This is a genomic window from Marinobacterium jannaschii DSM 6295, assembly GCF_000620085.1.
GTDB classification, from domain to species: Bacteria; Pseudomonadota; Gammaproteobacteria; order Pseudomonadales; family Balneatricaceae; genus Pontibacterium; species Pontibacterium jannaschii.
Genome location: NZ_JHVJ01000010.1, coordinates 251,071 through 269,178, shown reverse-complemented (window position 1 = coordinate 269,178; position 18,108 = coordinate 251,071). Strand labels below are relative to the sequence as shown.

Sequence of the window (18,108 nt, the reverse complement as noted above, 5' to 3'; positions counted from 1 at the left end):
CAACTGTCACCCATTGCCCTCTCATTGCAAGCTTTACCCTCGGCCACCACTGACAGACGTTCAGCTTGTCAGCGGTGGCTTCTTTTGACATCGCGAGCCCGTCGTCCCGGCTAATTATCGCTCCCCGCGGCCAGACATCCGGGTTTCGTGATGACCCTACCTAAGAGCAGCAAGCCCTGAGCGTTAGGCGACAAGAAAACGCCGTCGCTGGCTATCGATACAACGGTTCCAGAGCGCTGTCCTTCAGCGCCCCATTCTGTTTTTCCGGATCAAACGCCTTTATTGCACTGATCAGGCGCTCACCCTGCCAGGCCCGGGGTGAACGGCTGTAGCTGCTGCGATTTAATTCGGCGATCGCCCGCTGTAATTCGGGACTCACCCGGGCCGACAGCTGATGCAGGTTATTGACCTCCGGCCAGTAGCCCTGCGCCCATTGCAGCAAGGCCTCCCGGGCGGCAGCCGCATTATCGCTTTGACACGCCTTAATCACGGCCTGCGGTGACGGCCGGGAAGATGGAACAGAAGCGGCAACGCTCGCAGTGCCTTCCCGACGCCAGCGGCGCCAGCCCCAAAGCCCCAGCAGGGTCAGCGCGCTGCCTGCCAGCGCGCCGGCCAGGGCGATCCACAGGCTGGCCACCGGATCGGCTCCGGCCACCACAGCAGCCTCTGTCTCTGCGGCCGCGGCAACAGACGGCTGCTCCGTTGTATCAGTGGCGATATCGGTGGCGGTATCGGCTGCTGTCACGGCTGGCACTGGAGACTGCGCCTGACGCTGCTGCTGCGGTTGAGACTGCGGTTGCGGCACGGTCGCCACCTCCCCCTCCGCTGCGGCGACATCCAGCGTCCGGGCAGGCAGGCGGGCCACTTCGATACGGCCGCTGCGGGTGTTCCACCAGGGGATCTCTACCGCAGGCAGCGTCATCTCACCCGCCCGTCCCGGAATCAGCGTAACCTCCTGTGTCAGGGAGGATCTCAGCACTCCATCCTGATAGCCCTGATCAGTCACCGGATTAGCCGCATACTGTTTCAGGCCATCGCTTTCGGGCAGGGTCAGCTCCGGCAGTTGATTCACCGCCAGCCCCTCCACCGTCAGGGTGATGCTGCGGGTCAGTGGCTCACCGGCCCTGAACTGATCGCTGCTCCACTGCTCTTTCAGGTTCAAAGACCCCGCCGGTAACCAGTACCGGGCGCTGTAGTCGGCCGGGATTGGCGCCACCTGCAGGCTGAAACCATCGGCACTGATCTGTACCCGCCGGGTTTCATAGGGATCGCTGAACAGCGAACTGCCAAAGGCGTCACGATTGCGACGGCCGGTGCGCACCTGCGCCACCATGCTTGCCGGACTGATCTCCAGCTCGCCGCTCTGTTCCGGCGTGATCAGCCAGGCCTGTTCCACCACGGTGATTTCACGGCCATTAATCCGCTGCTTAAACTGTTCCTGCTCGCCCAACGACTCGACCAGTGCTTTACCCGCCGCGATCGCCGGTGGCTGCAGTGAGGCATTGAACACCGCCCGCCCTACTTTCAGCTGCATCCTGTAAATCAGCGGCTGCTGCACCAGCGGCGTTTCGCTGGAGAGGGTCGCGCTCATCTCCAGCCCTCCCTCTGCCGCAGCAGGCTGAGCCACTGCCGTTACCTCGATCTGGTGGCTTTGGGTCTGCTCGCCATCGATCTCCAGCGCCGGAATCGTCAGCACACCAGTGCGACGTGGCAACAGGCTCAACACCAGTTCATTGGTGCTTTGCAAAGAACCATTGGTGATGACGGTGCGGGATTGCTGGCTGCGGCCGAGAATCTCAAAGTCTTTCTGCAATGGATTCAGGTTGATGTTATCGCCATCAATATCGGACATATCGATAGTGAATCGGATCGATTCACCCTGACTGACGCTACTGCGATTAATATGGCTGTCCACTGCCGCCTGCAGGCCGAAGCTACAGGCCAGCAACAGCAGCCCAAGCCAGTGACTACGCGTTACCATTGCTTCTCCTCCGATGGCTGATCACTACGCTGACGATACTGATAGATAAATTTGCGCCGCCAGAGGCCGGCCGGATCATCGACGATACGGTTTAACAGTTGCTGGCGCGCCTGCTCGGCTTCATCCACCGGCCGGGATTCGCGGTCGGCAAGTTGCGAGCCCGACGTCTGCTGCTCTTGCTGGCGATCCAGTTGCTGATCGATCGCCTGTTTCAGCTGCTCGGCGGCTTGCTGTTTCTGCTGCTGTTCTTCCGCAGACCGGGCGGACGGGTTTTGCGCTGAGGCTCCGGGCTCTCCTGACTGCCCCGACGCCTGCGCCGGGGTTTGTGAATCCCCATCCTTGTTATCGCCCTTGGCGGCCTGCTGCTGTGACTCCTGTTCGTTCGGGCCTGAATTCTGTTGCTCTGCGCGGTTCTGATCTGAGGCCTGCGGCTCGTGACTGGCCTGTTCCTGATTCGGTTTGTCCTGCCCGGACTGGCCCTGATCGGATTTATCCGACTGCTGTGACTGCTGCTGATTTTTAAGCTGCTGCAGCAGGGACCGGTTGTGCTCTGCGTCTGCCAGATCCGGCTGCAGCGCCAGTGCCTGGTCATAGGCGGCGATAGCGCTGTCCAGCTCGCCCTTTCGCGCCAGCACATTGCCACGGTTATACCAGTCAGCCGCCGTTTCCGGTGCCGCCAGCGCCGCCAGCGCCGCGTCGAAATCGCCGCTCTCATACTGTGCCAGTTGCTTCCAGCGCGGGTCCGAGAAGGTCTGCGCTGCAGCAGAGGTATCACCGGCGGCATACTGCCGGGCCGCGCGCTGGTCGTCGGTTTGCCACAGTTGCTGCCAAAGCCCGGAGGCGGCAGCGCTGTCCGTGACGCGCTCTGCCGGCGCCGCCTCGGCGACCGGAGCCGTGCCGAAGCCGATCAGCAGCAGCGCCGGCAACATCAGCTGCAACAGTCCCCGTCGAAACAGGGGTAAGATCAGCGGCAGCGCCAGCAACACCAACCAGGGGCCCTCTGCAACCCAGTGCTCGACTTCAGTCACCGTGTGCTCACGTAACTTATCACCGCGATCGAAGCCACCGATCAGGCGTACCAGATCCCTGTCATCGTGGCTCATAAATACCGCGTCACCGCCGCCGAGGCTGGCGGCTTCCAGCATTTGCGCCCGCGAGGTTTTCGCCAGAATCACTTGTCCCTGCCGGTCTTTCAGCGGACCTGCAGCGGTCGGGATCGGTGCCCCCTGCTCGGTTCCCACTGCCAGTATCGAGGTCTTAATCCCCTGTTCCCTCAGGCGACTGAGGCTGGATGCGATCTGGGCCGGCTCGACTTCATCACTCACCAGCAGGATATCGCCGCCCTGCACCCCGGCCTGTTGCAGCATTCCGGCCGCCAGCTGCAGGGCACGGTCGGCGCGGCTGCCCTGGGCCGGCATTATCTCCGGTACCATCGCAGGCAACTGGGCACGCACCGTATCGCTGTCCTCTGTCAGCGGCGTCACGGCAAAGGCGTCCCCGGCATAGACCAGCAGCGCGACCTGGCTGTCACCCATGCGGCTCAGCAGGTCTTCAATCTTAAAGCGTGCACGCTGCAACCGGCTGGGCTTGATATCGGTCGCATTCATCGACGCCGACAGGTCCAGCGCGATAACGACCGCCCCGCCCTGCTTAAATGCCGGCCGGGGCTGCTTCTGCCAGACCGGTTGTGCCGCGGCCAACGCCAGCAGCAGGCTGACCAGCATGGCCAGTACCAGTCCCGTACGGGAACTGGCCCGTCCCTCCCTGACCAGCAACGGTAACAGTTCCGGATCGCAGACCTCACTCCAGTGGCTGCGTCCCCGGGTACCACGCCAGCCGAGATAGCTCAGTCCGGCCAGGGGCAACACCAGTAGCAGCCACAGCGGTTGCTGAAAATGGAACTGGCTGAGGAATTGATGCCACATCTCAGACCCTCCTCTGCTGCAGCAGGGCGATCACGGCCAGCAACAGGGCCGCCGCCAGCAGCGGCCACTGGTAGAGTGAGCTGACCGGGCGGAAGTAGTCGGCATCCTGCTGTACCGGCTCCAGCTCATCCAGAAGCTGATAGATCTCGGCCAGCTGATCCAGATCCCGGGCGCGGAAATAGCGACCACCGGTGGTCTCGGCGATTGCTCTCAGGCTTGCTTCGTCGATCTCGCTGCCGGCACTGAACAGGCTGCCCAGCAAGCCGCGCTGCTGCCGCTCGGCACCAATACCGATGGTATACACCCTGAGTCCCTCGGCAGCGGCCAGCTCGGTGGCTTTTTCCGGTTCCAGCGCACCGGCGGTATTGGTACCGTCAGTCATCAGTATCAGGATACGTTGCTGGCTATCCATCTCACGGAAACGCTTCACCGCCAGGCCGATCGCATCCCCTATCGCCGTCGCCTTGCCTGCCAGGCCGATCTGGGCTTCTTCCAGCAGTTGCTTGACGGTAGTGCGGTCGTGAGTCAGCGGTGCCTGCATATAGGCCTGCTCGCCGAACAGGATCAGGCCGATACGATCGCCCTGGCGACGCTCGATAAAGTCACCGGCCACTACCTTGGTCGCCAGCAGCCGGTTGATCAGCTGATCGCCCAGCACGAAATCCTTCTCGAGCATACTTTCCGAAAGGTCGATCGCCAGCACCATATCGCGCCCTTCGAGCTGTTGCGGCACCGGCTCCCCCAGCCACTGGGGACGGGCTGCGGCACTGACCAGCAGGCACCAGCTGAGTGACGCCAGCACTAACAGCGGCAGGCTGCCGCTCAGGGCCGTGCCACGACTATGCCCTGTTGCCTGCTCCATCGCGGCAATAAACGGAACTTCCAGCCCACTCTGGCGCGAAATGCTCATCGGGCGTCCATAGCGCCGTACCAGCCAGGGCAGGGGTAAAATCAGAAATAGCCAGGGCCAGGCAAACTCAAACATCCTTCTGCTTTCCTTTTCCTGCGGTCTTTATCCACTGGCGGCAACTGCCGAACAGCGCCGCGATATCAAGATCGGCATCAACACTGGCCCGGTAGGGGCCGTCCACTACCCGTTGCAGCTGAGAAGCGTCGCAGCCACGGGCATTATCCAGCAGGAATTGCAGCCAGCGCTGGCCTGACAGGGATGCCACCTGCTGACGCCTGAACAGCGTCAGGGCACTGCGCTTTAGCAGTGCATTGCAGTCAACCAGCGCGGCGCGGGCATCACCCTGAGCCTCGAAGCGCTGACGGATCTGCTCCAGCTCCTGCAGCGCATGACGCCGCGGATCTCGCCTGCGCCGCTGCAACCCGCGCCATAACAACAGTGCGCCCACCACAACCAGTACCAGCAATAACCACCAGCCCGGTGCCGGCGGCCACCAGCCGATCGCCTCCGGTTGCAGCATCGGTTTAAGAGGAATCTCTGAAAAATCCATCAGCGATCTCCTCCGGCGGATGGCGGCCGGAACAGCGGATGCTGATCGGTATGCCAGTGGGCAAACTCGACCCCACGCAATTTGTGTAGCTGTTCCAGCAGCGCCAGGCGCCGGCCGAACTGTGCCTGATAACGCTGTTGCTGATCGGCATCGGCATCCACCGTCAATTCCCGGTCACGGCCAAAAAACCGATAGCGCTTGCCCTGGGGCAGCTGTTGCTCCAGCGGGTCCGATATCAGTACCAGTTTCAGTTCACAGCGCTGTGCCAGCCGCATCAGGTGCTGTTGCACGGCGGCGTCCACATCATGGAAATCACTGAAAAGATAAAGCAGCGTGCCGCTGCTGAGATAACGCTCGGCCGCCGCCAGCGCATCCCCCAGCGATCCGTTGTCAGAACGCGGTGCCTGCGCCGCCGTAGCGTTCGCTAGTGCAGCGACCAGCCCCATCACCTGCTGGCGGTTACCGGAAGGACGAAACAGGTTGCTGGCATCGCTCCCCAGCAACTGGCCGCCGACCCGGTCACCGTTGGCCAGCGTGGTCCAAAGCGCCAGCGCCGCGCCATAGGCGGCCAGAACCGACTTAAAGTGGCCACGGGTGGCAAAGTGCATCGGCGTGCGCAGGTCAGTCAGCACAAATACCGGCCGCTCTCGCTCTTCGCGATAGAGCTTGGTATGGGCCTCGCCGGTACGCGCCATCAGTCGCCAGTCGAGATGACGGATATCATCGCCGGGCTGGTACTCACGGACATCGTCGTACTCCATCCCCCGGCCACGGATATGGCTGAGGTGATGGCCATCGCGAATCGCCATCCGTTCACGGCTTTTACCCCGGGCCGGTGGCCAGTGGCGCAGGCTGATCAGTTCATCCAGGGTGACAAAATGACGTGCAGCAGGCACCGGTCGCGGGCTGTTATCTGCCAGTATCATCGCCGGTCTCCTCTAGGGCACCGCCACGCGGGCGATCAGCTCGGCGATAAGCCGGTCCTTATCCAGGCCATTGGCTTCGGCCACGTAACTAAGGCCGATGCGGTGGCGCAGTACGCTGGGGGCGATCTCCTGGATATCATCCGGGGTCACGAAGTCGCGGCCGTTCAGCCAGGCCTTGGCACGTACGGCCCGGTCGAGGGCGATGGTGGCACGCGGGCTGGCACCAAAGGTCAGTGTTCCGTGCAGATCTTCGCCGTAGGCGGCAGGATTACGGGTCGCCATCACCAGCGCGACCAGATAATCCTCCAGGTTTTCCGCCATAAAGGTGTTCATCACTTCGCGGCGGGCTTCAAACAGCGCCGACTCACTCAGCACCATGGCCGGCGTATCGTCCTTGCCGCTCAGGCTGGCGGTGTGTTCATTGCGCACCAGGCGCAGGATCTCTTTCTCCTGCTCGTGCTGTGGATAATCCACCCGGATATGCAGCATAAAACGGTCGAGCTGGGCCTCGGGCAGTGGGTAGGTGCCCTCCTGCTCCAGCGGATTCTGGGTCGCCAGCACCATAAAGAAACGGGACAGCGGATAGGTCTTGCCCGCTACGGTCACCTGACGTTCGGCCATCGCCTCCAGCAGGGCTGACTGCACCTTAGCCGGTGCCCGGTTGATCTCATCCGCCAGCAGCAGATTGCAGAACAGCGGCCCACGACGGAACTGGAAGGCGCCGGTCTGGGCATTAAAGATCTCGGTCCCGGTGATATCGCTGGGTAGCAGGTCCGGTGTGAACTGGGCACGGTGGTATTCACCTTCCAGCAGTTCGCTCAGGGCATGAATGATTCGCGTCTTTGCCAGCCCCGGTGGGCCTTCCAGCAGGACATGACCGTCGGTCAGCAGGGCGATCAGCAATTGCTCGATCAATTCATCCTGCCCGACTACCGTTTTCCTCAGCGCATCGCGTAACATTCCGAGCTTAATCTGATTGGCGCTGGCTGCGGCTACCTCTGCGGTCATTCCTGTCTCCCTGTTAATCAAATTTCTTTCATGTTGAGTTGAACTATGTCTGCTCCGACCAGACATATAACTATCAGTTGCATTACAACTTTTTAACTTCTGTGCCGGATCTTCTGACTGCTGACAGTCTGCTGATATCGACTAAGGCACAGCGTCGCCGATGATCAGGTATGAGAATTTTATTGATTGAGGACGATCCGTCCACTGCTGAATTTATTATCAAGGGACTGAGCGATCAGGGCCACCAGCTGAATCACTGCGATAATGGTCGTGACGGCCTGTTTCAGGCGCTGGAAGATACTCCGGATCTGCTGATCGTGGATCGTATGTTGCCACAAATGGATGGCATTGAGGTGATTCGCGAGCTGCGTCGCAGCGACTGCCAGTTACCGGTGATCATTCTCAGCGCGCTGGCGGATGTGGATAACCGGGTCGAAGGCCTGCAGGCCGGTGCCGACGATTACCTGACCAAGCCCTTCGCCCTGGCCGAACTGAGTGCCCGGGTTGAGGCTCAGGCCCGCCGTCAGCAGACGGCCTCTGCGACGACGGAAGTCACCCGGTTACAGCTGTCAGATCTTGAACTGAACCTGCTGACGCGGGAAGTAACGCGAGCAGGTGAACCGCTGGATATCAAGGGAAGAGAACTGAAGCTGCTGGAGTTCCTGCTACAGAATCAGGGCCAGGTTGTCACCCGCAATATGCTGCTGGAACATGTCTGGGATTATCACTTTGACCCTCAGACCAATGTAATCGACGTACATATCAGCCGTCTGCGCGCCAAGATCGATAAGCACTTCGAACCCAAACTGTTACACACTATCCGCGGCGCCGGCTATACGCTTAAAGTGGCCGGGACATGAATCGCCTGCTGCGCTCCACCAGCTTCAAGTTCGCCCTGCTCTATATGACGCTGTTTGCCGCCTCCGTGGGCATCCTGCTGGCATTCCTCTACTGGTCGACGGCCGGGATGATGGAGCGCCAGTCCAGGGAAACGGTCGAGATGGAGGTACAGGCACTGGCCGAGCGCTACCAGATGACCGGCACGGCCGGCCTGCTCGACCTGATTCAGAAACGGCTGCAGCAAAATCCCACCAGTGCCTCGATCTATCTCCTCACAGACCGGGAGATGAAGCCTATTCTCGGCAATCTGAGACACTGGCCGGAAGCGATGCCAGATCAGGGCTGGGTCGAGCTGGAGCTGAGCAGCGACCTGGTGCTGGACGATAAATCCCACGCCGCCCGCGCCAAGCTGTTCGTATTACAGAACGGATTCCATCTGCTGGTCGGGCGGGATATCGAAAACCTGCGGAAAACCCAGAAGATGGTGTTTGATGCCCTCTGCTACGGACTGGCGCTGACAATCACACTGGGACTGGTCGGCGGCCTGCTGCTCAGCCGTAAGATGATGCGCCGGGTTGATAACCTTAACCGTACCTGTAAGCAGATTATGGCGGGCGACCTGCAGCAACGCATGCCGATCAATGGCAGTAACGACGAGCTGGACCGCCTCGCCCACACCCTGAATGAGATGCTCGACCGCATCAGCGACCTGATGGAGGGGATGCGGCGCATCTCCGACAGTATCGCCCATGATATGCGCACCCCGCTGAGCCGCCTGCGCCACACCCTCGAAACCGGACTGGAAGAGAGTACCGCCGAGGCAGATCGCCGTGCCCTGCTGGAACGCGCGGTGGATGAGGCTGATGGTATGCTCAGCACCTTCAACGCCCTGCTGCGCATCGGCAAGATCGAATCCGGCCAGGAGCGGGAAGCCTTTATCGATATCTGGATCGATCAGCTCCTCAGTGATGTGGTTGAGCTGTACGAACCGCTGGCGGAAGAGAAACAGCAGCAACTGGTGGTGAGCCTGCAGCCGGACCTCTGTATCGAAGGCGATCGCAATCTGCTGTTTCAGGCCTTTGCCAACCTGCTGGATAACGCCATCAAATACTCGCCCCCGGGCGGCAAGATCAGCCTGACCCTGTCGCTGCAGGATGAAAAACCGATCGCCGAAATCTGTGACAGCGGCCCGGGCATCCCGGCTTCTGAACAGAAGAAGGTATTCCAGCGCTTCTATCGCGCGGAAAAAAGCCGCACCACCCAGGGCAACGGCCTCGGCCTCAGCCTGGTCGAAGCAGTGTTTCGCCTGCACGATATTGTCATCTCACTCGACAACTGCAACAGCGGCCTCAGCGTACGCTGTGATTTCTCGGCGATCTGTGAGGAGATTCCGGCACCCAAGCCAGCAGAGGACCCCAACCACAGCAGCGAGTCAAGGTCAGCAGCAGCGGACAACCATCAGGCGTAACCCGGAACTTTGAGGACAGCAGTGCCCAGCTATTGTAGTTAGCCGGCGTACTCGTTAGAAACGCCGGTCAGGATCGACCGGGCGGGTTTTCAGCAGCTGCAGGCTGGTGCGCATCAGCTCGGCCGTGGTCATCTTGCTGCCACTCAGTCCGCGCGCCCAGTACCAGAGGCACTCCAGCGTTGCGGCCAGCCAGCGCGCCTGTTTCAGGCCGCGACTGATCTCTGACTGCGACAACCGGCTGAACGCATGCAGGCGACCGATCTGTCTTTCATTGACTGAGAACTTATCGGCCAGTGCTGCCGCATCAAACCAAGGATTACCGATACCGGCGTACTCCCAGTCGATCACGATCAGGCTCTGCTGGTCGACGCAGGTATTGCCCAGATGCAGGTCATGGTGGGTCAGGCAGGGTGTCACCGCCGGCAAACGGTGGATCAGTAGCTGCACCAGATCGACCAGCTGTACCAGCAGGTTGCCGATCGGCAAGCCCTGCAGCTGGGGCCTGTAGCTTTCAAACAGGCCCTGGTAATCGGTCTTCAGCACCGCTTCGTCGGGCATCGGCAGTTTCTGCCAGCGATCCACCGCATCCAGCAGTTGCTGACGCAGGGGATTTGCCAGCGGCGGCTTCGGCGGCACGCCATGCCATTGCATCAGGCACCAGCCGGCCTGCCAGTCGTTGCGGACCACCGTTGGCATCCAGCTCATATCGCGGGTCAGCTCCAGAATGCGCGCTTCACGCTCCCGGCTGACACCAAAAGCCAGATCTTCATTGGCATTGATGCGCGCAATATAACGCCGTCCGCCGCTGCTGGCACTGTACAGCCGGTTACTGCTGCCCGCCTCCAGCGACTGCCAGTCAGGGTTACAGTTTCCATCGTTCAGGAATTGATTCAGCTCTGAAAGCAGCCTGTCATTCATCTTTATGTCCGGTCCCGTACTCGCGCTGGATGTCCCCCGCCGCAATCCACTAAGAATGCTAGCGAGTTGATGGTGGGTTCCCTATAATCCCGCAATATTGCGGTAACACAAGGACAGTGTCTACCCGAAACCCGATTCAATTCCTCCATCGCCAAGGCCCGTTCATGTCCCGATTTTTCGCGCTGTTGCTGACTTCGCTACTTTCTGCTTCCGTCATTGCTGCAGACAAGCAGGCAGATCTGACGGTATATACCTACGATTCATTCGTTTCTGAGTGGGGCCCCGGGCCAAAGCTGGAACAGGCATTTGAAGCCCGCTGTCAGTGCAATCTTGAGTTTATCGCCGCCGAAGATGGTGTCAGCATCCTGAACCGTCTGCGCATCGAAAAAAGTAAGAACAAAGCCGATGTTATCCTCGGCATCGATGACGCGCTGATTGAAGAGACCCGCGCGACCGGGCTAATCGCGCCGCATCAGCAGGATCTGTCCGGCCTGAAGGCGGAACTGAAGTGGACCGACAGTGACTTTGCACCCTTCGACTACGGCTACTTCGCCTTTGTCTACGACAGCAGTAAAATCAGCCAGCCGGTCAGCTCGCTGGATCAGCTGGTGAAATCTGATGCCAGTGTGCTCTATCAGGACCCCCGCACCAGTACGCCGGGACAGGGACTGATGATGTGGATGAAGGCGGTCTATGGCGACCAGTCGGAGCAGGCCTGGCAGCAGCTGGCCAGCCATACAGTGACCGTCACCAAGGGCTGGTGGGAAGCCTACAGCATGTTCCTGCAGGGCAGCGCAGACTATGTGCTCAGCTACAGCACCTCCCCCGCCTACCATATAGTGGCCGAAGGTAAACAGCAGTATAAGGCGGCCTTGTTCAGCGAAGGACATGTGGCTCAGATAGAGGTTGCCGCCGTCACCCGTACCAGTGATAACCCGGCCCTGGCCCGTGACTTCCTGCACTTCCTTACCTCCAGCGAAGCCCAGACTATTATCCCGGTCACCAACTGGATGCTGCCGGTAACCGATAATGTCGAGCTGCCGCAGGCCTTCGATCAGCTGATCGCTCCCAAGCGGATCGGTTTCAGCAATCAGGAAGTGGCCAGCCAGCGTAAAAAATGGCTGCGCGAGTGGCGTAACGCCGCCGCACGCTAAGAGAGACCTCTGCCAGGGATGCTTATTGCCGGATACGCCGCGCTGCTGCTTAGCAGCCTGATTACGCTGCTGGCCTTTGCCGGGCTGATCGGCTTTAGCGATGCCGCCGTCGACTGGGCGCTGCTGTCCGACCGCTACTTTCATTCGGTACTGCTGTTCTCACTGAAGCAGGCGGCGCTCAGCACCCTGCTCTCACTGTTGCTGGCGTGGCCGCTGGCCCGGGCGCTGTATTATCTGCCGGAATTGCCCGCCCGCCGCAGCTTTCTCAGCCTCTGCCTGCTGGGGTTTGTGATGCCGACGCTGGTGCTGATCACCGGACTGGTGGCGCTGCTGGGCCGCAACGGTTACCTGACACCGCTGCTGGGCGATAACTGGAACCTCTATGGCCTGAACGGCATCCTGATCGCCCATATCTATCTCAACCTGCCCTATGCAGTACGGGTCCTGCTGCAACAGCTGCAACATATTCCGGACCGCAGTTGGGTGCTGGCGCGGCAACTGAAGCTTTCCCCCTGGCAGCGTCTGAGGCTGGTGGAGTGGCCGGTATTAAAGCCCTCGCTGCTGTTGCTCAGCGGCTTTATCTTCGTACTCTGCTTCAATAGCTTTGCTGTGGTACTCGCCCTGGGCGGTGGCCCGGGAGCAACCACGCTGGAGGTGGCGATCTACCAGGCGCTGAAGTACGACTTCAATATGGCTGAAGCGCTGACACTGGCCTGGACCCAGTTACTGATCGCCGGCGGACTGTTCCTGCTGCTGAACCGCGCCGGCAGCAGCCGCTGGCTGACCGCAGACAGTATGGTCAGGGGTAACACGCCCCCCACGGCGGTCTGGATGCGCCAGATCCATCGCGCCATCTACCTGATCGCCTGGGGTTGCCTGCTGCTGCCGGTACTGGCGCTGCTACCGGCACTGTTTCAGGCAGATCTGTTGCGCTTTGACTGGATGGCACTGCTAGCGCCGACACTCACCAGCCTGTCACTGGCGCTTGCCGCTGCGCTGGCCGCCATGGTGCTGGCTTACCTGATGCTGTTTCCGATCCGTCACAGCCATCGGCAGCGCAAAGCCAGACGGCGACTGCTGCTGGAGTGGCTATCAACCCATGCCCTGGTTGCCCCGGCGATGGTGATCTCGGTCGGCCTGTATATCTTCCTGCTACAGCGCATCGACCTGGATCGCTGGGGGATAGCCTTTGTCGCGCTGCTTAATATGGCGGTCATCATCCCCTTTGCGATACAGCAACTGAAACCCCGCCTGTTGCAGTATGACGCCCAGTACCAGCAACTGAGCCAGTCCCTGAAACTGAGCCGGCTGCAGCAACTGAGGATCGAATGGCCCTTTATCCGCGCCGCCTTCACCGCCACTTTTGCCCTGATTCTGTTACTGGCACTGGGGGATGTGGCGATCATCTCAATCTTTGGTGGCGATGACTGGCAGACCCTGCCGCTGCTGATCTACAGCTATGCCGGCAGCTATCGGATTACCGAGGCCTCTATCGCCTCACTGTTGTTGCTGCTGATCTGTGCGGCGCTGGTTGGACTACTGGAAAGGGTAAAACAGGATGCTTGAAATCGATCAGCTAACAGTAAAGCGTGACCAGCAGACTCTGCGCTACCAGGTACAGGTTGAAGCCGGTGAAATCCTGGCGATACAAGGCTGCAGCGGAGTCGGTAAATCCACCCTGCTGGGGGTGATTGCCGGTTTCGTGACACCGACCGGAGGCAGCCTGAGATGGCAGGGCCAGGACCTGCTGACACGTCCCCCGGAGCAACGCCCTGTCTCGATGCTGTTTCAGGACAATAACCTGTTTGAACATATCAGCGCGCTGGATAACCTGAAGCTGGGCTTTGATGGCCCGCCCCCCTTGCGGGCGATTGAAGATGCCGCCAGCAGCCTGGGCGTATCCGACCTGCTGCATAAGAAACCCGCCACCCTGTCGGGAGGCCAGCGCCAGCGCATCGCTATCATCCGTACCCTGCTGCGGCCAGAACCGATCGTACTGCTGGATGAACCCTTTGCCGAACTGGATCAGCAGACCCGGGGCATCGCCAGCGACTGGGTGGCAGCCATCGCCCGCCAGTCTGACAAGACCCTGTTACTGGTCACCCATCAGCAGGAAGATGTGACCCGCCTCGCCGACCGGGCACTTGTGCTGTAGCCCGCAGCGGCAGTCCCGTTCTCCCCGCCTCGTTTTGCATCTGCGTGAAACCGGATTTTTCTTCATACTTAGTGAGACCGCATTCAATAACCGGCCCTGTTACCTATACTGATCTTCTCAGGACGTTCCGGAAGCGAACGTTTTACCGCCAATGTAGTACCCGTTAAAAAAGAGGCACAGGGAAACCTCTTACCGCTTATCCCTGCGCCACCACACGGCAGTGCCGATGGGGACAGCAATGGAAGAACGCAGACTACACCCGCGCTTTATACCCGCTTATCACATCCTGCTCTGGAATCATCACTTTGGTCGCCTGAGCGGAAAAGTACTGAACATGTCAGACAGTGGTGTCTTCGTGCACCAGATCACCGCCTCCGATTTCTCTACCGGTATGCTACTGGAAGCCGAGATCATCGGTTCCAGCTGGGACAACAGCTTGCCGTCACTCACCATGCGGGTGATACGGGTAGAGAGCAGCGGAATTGCACTGGAGTTTGTTGAGCTGGAGTAAGGCCTCGACTGCAGGCCGGGCCACTGTCGAAGGCCGCTGCAGGGACTTGCCCTCAGCCCGACGCCTGGTTCGTTTTACCGGCAAGGGTGGTGCTGGGCCGCGCCTTAAGGTGATAGGCGATCAGGCCCAACAGCAGTCCCCAGAATGCACTGCCAACCCCAAGCAGCGAGATACCTGAAGCGGTGACCAGAAAGGTGATCAGTGCCGCTTCACGGTTCTCAAGTTCGGACAGGGCTGAAGCCAGACTGTTGCCGATGGTGCCCAGCAGCGCCAGCCCGGCGATAGCCATCACCAGCTCAGCCGGAAAGGCACTGAATACGGCCACCACAGTGGCGCCGAACAGCCCGGTAATCAGGTAGAAGATACCGGCCCAGACCGACGCGAGGTAGCGCCGTGCCGGGTCGGGATCCGCTTCGCGCCCCATACAGATCGCCGCCGTGATTGCCGCCAGATTAAAGGAAAAGCCGCCAAAAGGTGCCAGCAGCACCCCGGTCAGGCCGGTCCAGCTGATCAGTGGCGAGGCCGGAACCTGATAGCCGTTGGCACGCAGCACCGCCAGCCCCGGCACATTCTGGGAGGCCATGGTGACAATAAACAGCGGGATTCCGACGCCGATCAGTGCCGACAGGGAAAACTCCGGCGACACCAATACCGGGCTTGCCAGCTGCCACTGCACACCTCCTAGCTGTAGCTGCCCCTGCGAAGCCACGACCCCGATACCGGCAACCAGCGCCAGAGGAATCACATAACGTGGCACTATCTGCCGCGCCAGCAGGTAGACCAGCAACATCAGCGACACCATCAGCAGCTGGCTCTGCAGGGACTGAAACAGGTTCAGGCCAAAGGCAAACAACACCCCCGCCAGCATCGCAGCGGCCAGCGAACCGGGCACCCACTGCATCAGCTTCTCGAACCAGCCCGTCAGGCCACAGAAGGTGATCAGCAGCGAACTGAAGATAAAGACCCCAATCGCCTCATTGATCGACACACCGGACAATCCGGTCACCAGCAAGGCCGCCCCCGGTGTCGACCAGGCGGTCAGCACCGGCGAGCCATAGCGCAGTGACAGGCCGATACTGCTCAGGCCCATACCGATACCCAGTGCCCACAACCAGGAACTGATCTGCGCCTCGCTGGCTCCGGCCGCAGCCGCGGCCTGAAACACAATCACTGCCGAACTGGTGTACCCCACCAGCACGGCGACGAAGCCTGCCGACAGGCAGGAAAGGTTCAGCAGTTTCTTCATCTCACTCTCCCAGCACCAGGCAGGCGGCAAAAGTAGGTTAAACTAGCGGACTGAATTCAGATAACTAAGCGTGCGCTATAGCGCACAAGCAACCTCAAGATAGCATTTGGACGTTATAACGCACAAATGTTTTTTTTGCTGCCTGGACAACGGATCGAGAGTTATAGATGCAGGAACCTAACCAGCAGATTGCCAAGACATTGAAATCACTCCGTGCCGAACAGGGCTGGAGCCTGGACAGAACCGCAAAGGAAACCGGCGTCAGTAAGGCGATGCTGGGCCAGATCGAACGTGGCGAGTCGAGTCCGACCATCGCTACCCTCTGGAAGATTGCCGGCGGTTTTAACACCTCCCTCTCCAGTTTTCTGGAGATTGCCCCGGATAGGGCACAGGAAACGGTTATCCGCAGTGCGACCGCCCTGCGCAGCCAGCCTTCTCCTGACCAGATGCTGGTCGCGCCGCTGTTTCCCCACGACGATCGCTTTGGCTTTGAGATGTTTGAGCTGACCCTGCTACCAGGCTATGAGCGCTATTCAGAACCCCATGAGCCGGGAGTGACGGAGCACGTCGTGGTTATCAGCGGTGTTATGGAGCTGCTGATCGATGGCGCATGGATCACGCTGGAGAAAGGTGCCGCAGTGCGCTTTGCCGGTGATAAACCCCACGGCTACCGCAATCTGCATTCTGAGCCGGCGGTAATTCATGATGTGATCCACTATGACCGCGATCGCTGATCAAATGGCGGCACCGAGAAATAGCGCCGTACATCGAAGGGTGCCATCGTCGTCACCAGCTTGAACGGCTGCAGTTGTTCCAGCGGATAGTAGAGCTGGTCCAGCGTCGCCTGCTTCTGGAAGCTCTGATAGAGGCTATCCACCTCTTCCTGCAGGCGGGTAATACTCTGGGGACTAAGCAGGCGACTAGTGGAATAGAAAGGTGATGTCTGGCGCGGGTGACGGTCCAGTACCTCGCCGACAAAGCGCTGGTTCACCTGCACCAGCATCTGATGCAAAGGTCCGCCTATCCGCCAGCGCAGGGGCCGGGATACCAGGAAATGCACCTGGTCATTACGCCCCAGCCGGATCAGTTCCAGCTTTTCCAGTTCACGCAGGTAGCGGTAGCCATCTGTGGCATCAAGCTGATTGTGATAGGCGATCTCCTGCGGAGTAAAGCGGGTCATCAGCAGCATGAAGTAAGCGGTCAACGCCGGGTCGGACGCCAGCTTCTTCTCGGTGGATAGGGGTAGCTCCGATACCTCGGCCATCGCCGCACGATCCAGCTCCACCAGTTCTGTAATACTCAGACCAATCAGCTCACATATTTCCATCAGGCGACTCAGCTTACAGTCCTGATCCTGAAAGATCCGCTTAACGGTAGGTTCCGAGACCCCCATCATATCCGCCAGCTGGCGATACTGAATTCCCTGTGCCTTCAGTACCCGTTTCAGCACCGAAAACAAGCCCGAACGCTGTCGCTGCCCTTCCATCCCCTGATCCCTCCCCACCAACAGGGTATCAATATATGATCCCTGAATTGAAATTAATTGCCCGTAAGAATCAAAATAATACCCTACTCCTGAATTAACGAAAGGAGTTTCCCATGTATACCTCGCTTACAAACGGCTTACCGCATCCCTCTCTGTCAAAACTCAATCTGCCAAAACTTAGAAACCTGATGCTCGGCGGAGCACTGATGCTGAACGCGGCCACAGCGCTGGCAGCCGAGAAGCTGTGGCAGATCGATAACCTGCATCAACCCGAATCGGTAGTGGCAGGTCCGGCCGGTCAGGTGATCTATATCAGCAACATCAACGGCAATCCCATCGAGCTGAATGGCAAGGGCTATATCAGCCGGGCTACGGTGGATGGAGAGCTGACGGAACAGTACTGGATAGAGGGGCTGGATGCGCCCAAGGGGATGGCGATCGTAAACGGGCAACTCTATATCGCCGATATGCAGCGGGTGCATATCGTGGATATTGCCAGCGGCAAGGTTATCCGCCAGCTCACAGCGCCTGATGCCCAGATGCTGAATGATATCACCGCCTCCCCGGATGGCACCGTCTACGTGTCCGACCTGCTTGGCGGCGCGATCTATCGGATTCGGCAAGACCGGCTGGAGAGCTGGTTCCGCTCGGCACAGGTGCCGCATCCGAATGGCTTACTCTGGCATAAGGGGGCGATGCTGGTGGCGGGCTGGGGCTCTCCGCTGCGGCAGGACTTCACTACCCAAACGCCCGGCAGCCTCTATCGGCTGGATATCGACAACCAGGCACTGACTCCGGTAGCCAGCGGTTATCAGCTGGGTAATCTGGACGGTATTGTCGCGCGGAAGGACAGTCTCTATATCAGCGACTGGATCAGCGGTGAGCTGTTCCGCCTAAGGGGTAAGGAGCGCCACAGACTGATCGCCCCCGGCGCCGGCCTGGCCGATATCGGCCTATCCGGCACGACCCTGTTTGCGCCGATGATGATGGATAACCGGGTCGTCGCCTGGCAGACCGACAAGGAGTGAGG

Annotated in this window: 17 protein-coding genes; 8 read left to right on the top strand and 9 right to left on the bottom strand. The window is 60.0% G+C overall.

Features of this window, described 5'->3' with window-relative positions; translation table 11 throughout:
• Positions 1–211: 211 nt before the first annotated feature.
• The 6 genes from Q354_RS0109105 to Q354_RS0109080 are packed head-to-tail and all read right to left on the bottom strand — an operon-like array spanning position 212 to position 7,300.
• Complete coding sequence (locus tag Q354_RS0109105; protein WP_027857333.1) at positions 212–1,981, bottom strand: BatD family protein; 1,770 nt, start codon at positions 1,979–1,981, stop codon at positions 212–214.
• Complete coding sequence (locus Q354_RS25180) at positions 1,975–3,906, bottom strand: VWA domain-containing protein (protein ID WP_051560006.1); 1,932 nt, start codon at positions 3,904–3,906, stop codon at positions 1,975–1,977. Before Q354_RS25180 ends, Q354_RS0109105 begins: the two co-directional genes overlap by 7 nt.
• A 1-nt stretch (position 3,907) precedes the next feature.
• Positions 3,908–4,891, bottom strand: coding sequence for a vWA domain-containing protein (locus tag Q354_RS0109095; RefSeq protein WP_027857332.1), 984 nt, complete (start codon positions 4,889–4,891; stop codon positions 3,908–3,910).
• The gene (locus Q354_RS0109090; protein WP_027857331.1) at positions 4,884–5,366 is read right to left on the bottom strand and encodes a DUF4381 domain-containing protein; all 483 of its coding nucleotides are present in this window, start codon (positions 5,364–5,366) and stop codon (positions 4,884–4,886) included. Before Q354_RS0109090 ends, Q354_RS0109095 begins: the two co-directional genes overlap by 8 nt.
• Positions 5,366–6,292 carry a DUF58 domain-containing protein gene (locus Q354_RS25175; protein ID WP_051560005.1) on the bottom strand — a complete coding sequence of 309 codons (927 nt, stop codon included), beginning with the start codon at positions 6,290–6,292 and terminating at the stop codon, positions 5,366–5,368. The genes Q354_RS0109090 and Q354_RS25175 overlap by 1 nt, the downstream gene beginning before the upstream one ends.
• A gap of 12 nt (positions 6,293–6,304) precedes the next feature.
• Positions 6,305–7,300, bottom strand: a complete 996-nt coding sequence (locus tag Q354_RS0109080) for an AAA family ATPase (RefSeq protein ID WP_051560004.1) — start codon at positions 7,298–7,300, stop codon at positions 6,305–6,307.
• 170 nt (positions 7,301–7,470) lie between these two features.
• Here Q354_RS0109080 and Q354_RS0109075 point away from each other — a divergent pair, with 170 nt between their 5' ends.
• Both Q354_RS0109075 and Q354_RS0109070 read left to right on the top strand, forming a co-directional pair.
• Entirely contained in the window at positions 7,471–8,160 is a 690-nt protein-coding gene (locus tag Q354_RS0109075) for a response regulator transcription factor (RefSeq protein WP_027857329.1), read from the top strand.
• Positions 8,157–9,608, top strand: coding sequence for a sensor histidine kinase (locus Q354_RS0109070; protein ID WP_027857328.1), 1,452 nt, complete (start codon positions 8,157–8,159; stop codon positions 9,606–9,608). The genes Q354_RS0109075 and Q354_RS0109070 overlap by 4 nt, the downstream gene beginning before the upstream one ends.
• A 54-nt stretch (positions 9,609–9,662) precedes the next feature.
• On the opposite strand, the gene Q354_RS0109065 is transcribed toward Q354_RS0109070, so the two are convergent.
• The gene (locus Q354_RS0109065; RefSeq protein ID WP_027857327.1) at positions 9,663–10,526 is read right to left on the bottom strand and encodes a phosphotransferase; all 864 of its coding nucleotides are present in this window, start codon (positions 10,524–10,526) and stop codon (positions 9,663–9,665) included.
• Positions 10,527–10,690: 164 nt separating this feature from the next.
• Here Q354_RS0109065 and thiB point away from each other — a divergent pair, with 164 nt between their 5' ends.
• The 4 genes from thiB (at position 10,691) to Q354_RS0109045 (ending at position 14,346) form a co-directional block, all read left to right on the top strand.
• The gene (gene thiB, locus Q354_RS0109060) at positions 10,691–11,680 is read left to right on the top strand and encodes a thiamine ABC transporter substrate binding subunit (RefSeq protein ID WP_027857326.1); all 990 of its coding nucleotides are present in this window, start codon (positions 10,691–10,693) and stop codon (positions 11,678–11,680) included.
• Between the two features lie 18 nt (positions 11,681–11,698).
• Positions 11,699–13,246 carry an ABC transporter permease subunit gene (locus Q354_RS0109055; RefSeq protein WP_036229103.1) on the top strand — a complete coding sequence of 516 codons (1,548 nt, stop codon included), beginning with the start codon at positions 11,699–11,701 and terminating at the stop codon, positions 13,244–13,246.
• Positions 13,239–13,835: an ATP-binding cassette domain-containing protein gene (locus Q354_RS0109050; RefSeq protein WP_027857324.1), complete on the top strand. Its 597-nt coding sequence runs from the start codon at positions 13,239–13,241 to the stop codon at positions 13,833–13,835. Before Q354_RS0109055 ends, Q354_RS0109050 begins: the two co-directional genes overlap by 8 nt.
• Positions 13,836–14,073: 238 nt before the next feature.
• Positions 14,074–14,346 (top strand): PilZ domain-containing protein, encoded by a 273-nt coding sequence (locus Q354_RS0109045; protein WP_027857323.1) that lies wholly within the window; start codon positions 14,074–14,076, stop codon positions 14,344–14,346.
• A 52-nt stretch (positions 14,347–14,398) separates the two neighbouring features.
• Here Q354_RS0109045 and Q354_RS25170 read toward each other — a convergent pair whose 3' ends face one another.
• On the bottom strand, positions 14,399–15,592 hold the full coding sequence (locus Q354_RS25170; protein WP_051560003.1) for a benzoate/H(+) symporter BenE family transporter: 1,194 nt from the start codon (positions 15,590–15,592) through the stop codon (positions 14,399–14,401).
• A 167-nt stretch (positions 15,593–15,759) separates the two neighbouring features.
• Here Q354_RS25170 and Q354_RS0109035 point away from each other — a divergent pair, with 167 nt between their 5' ends.
• Complete coding sequence (locus tag Q354_RS0109035) at positions 15,760–16,326, top strand: helix-turn-helix domain-containing protein (RefSeq protein ID WP_027857322.1); 567 nt, start codon at positions 15,760–15,762, stop codon at positions 16,324–16,326.
• Here Q354_RS0109035 and Q354_RS25165 read toward each other — a convergent pair.
• Complete coding sequence (locus tag Q354_RS25165) at positions 16,308–17,078, bottom strand: helix-turn-helix domain-containing protein (protein ID WP_036229099.1); 771 nt, start codon at positions 17,076–17,078, stop codon at positions 16,308–16,310. The two genes, Q354_RS0109035 and Q354_RS25165, sit on opposite strands and share 19 nt — an antisense overlap.
• 113 nt (positions 17,079–17,191) lie before the next feature.
• On the opposite strand from Q354_RS25165, the gene Q354_RS0109025 reads away from it, so the two are divergent.
• Positions 17,192–18,106 (top strand): NHL repeat-containing protein, encoded by a 915-nt coding sequence (locus Q354_RS0109025; protein ID WP_051560002.1) that lies wholly within the window; start codon positions 17,192–17,194, stop codon positions 18,104–18,106.
• Positions 18,107–18,108: the final 2 nt, after the last annotated feature.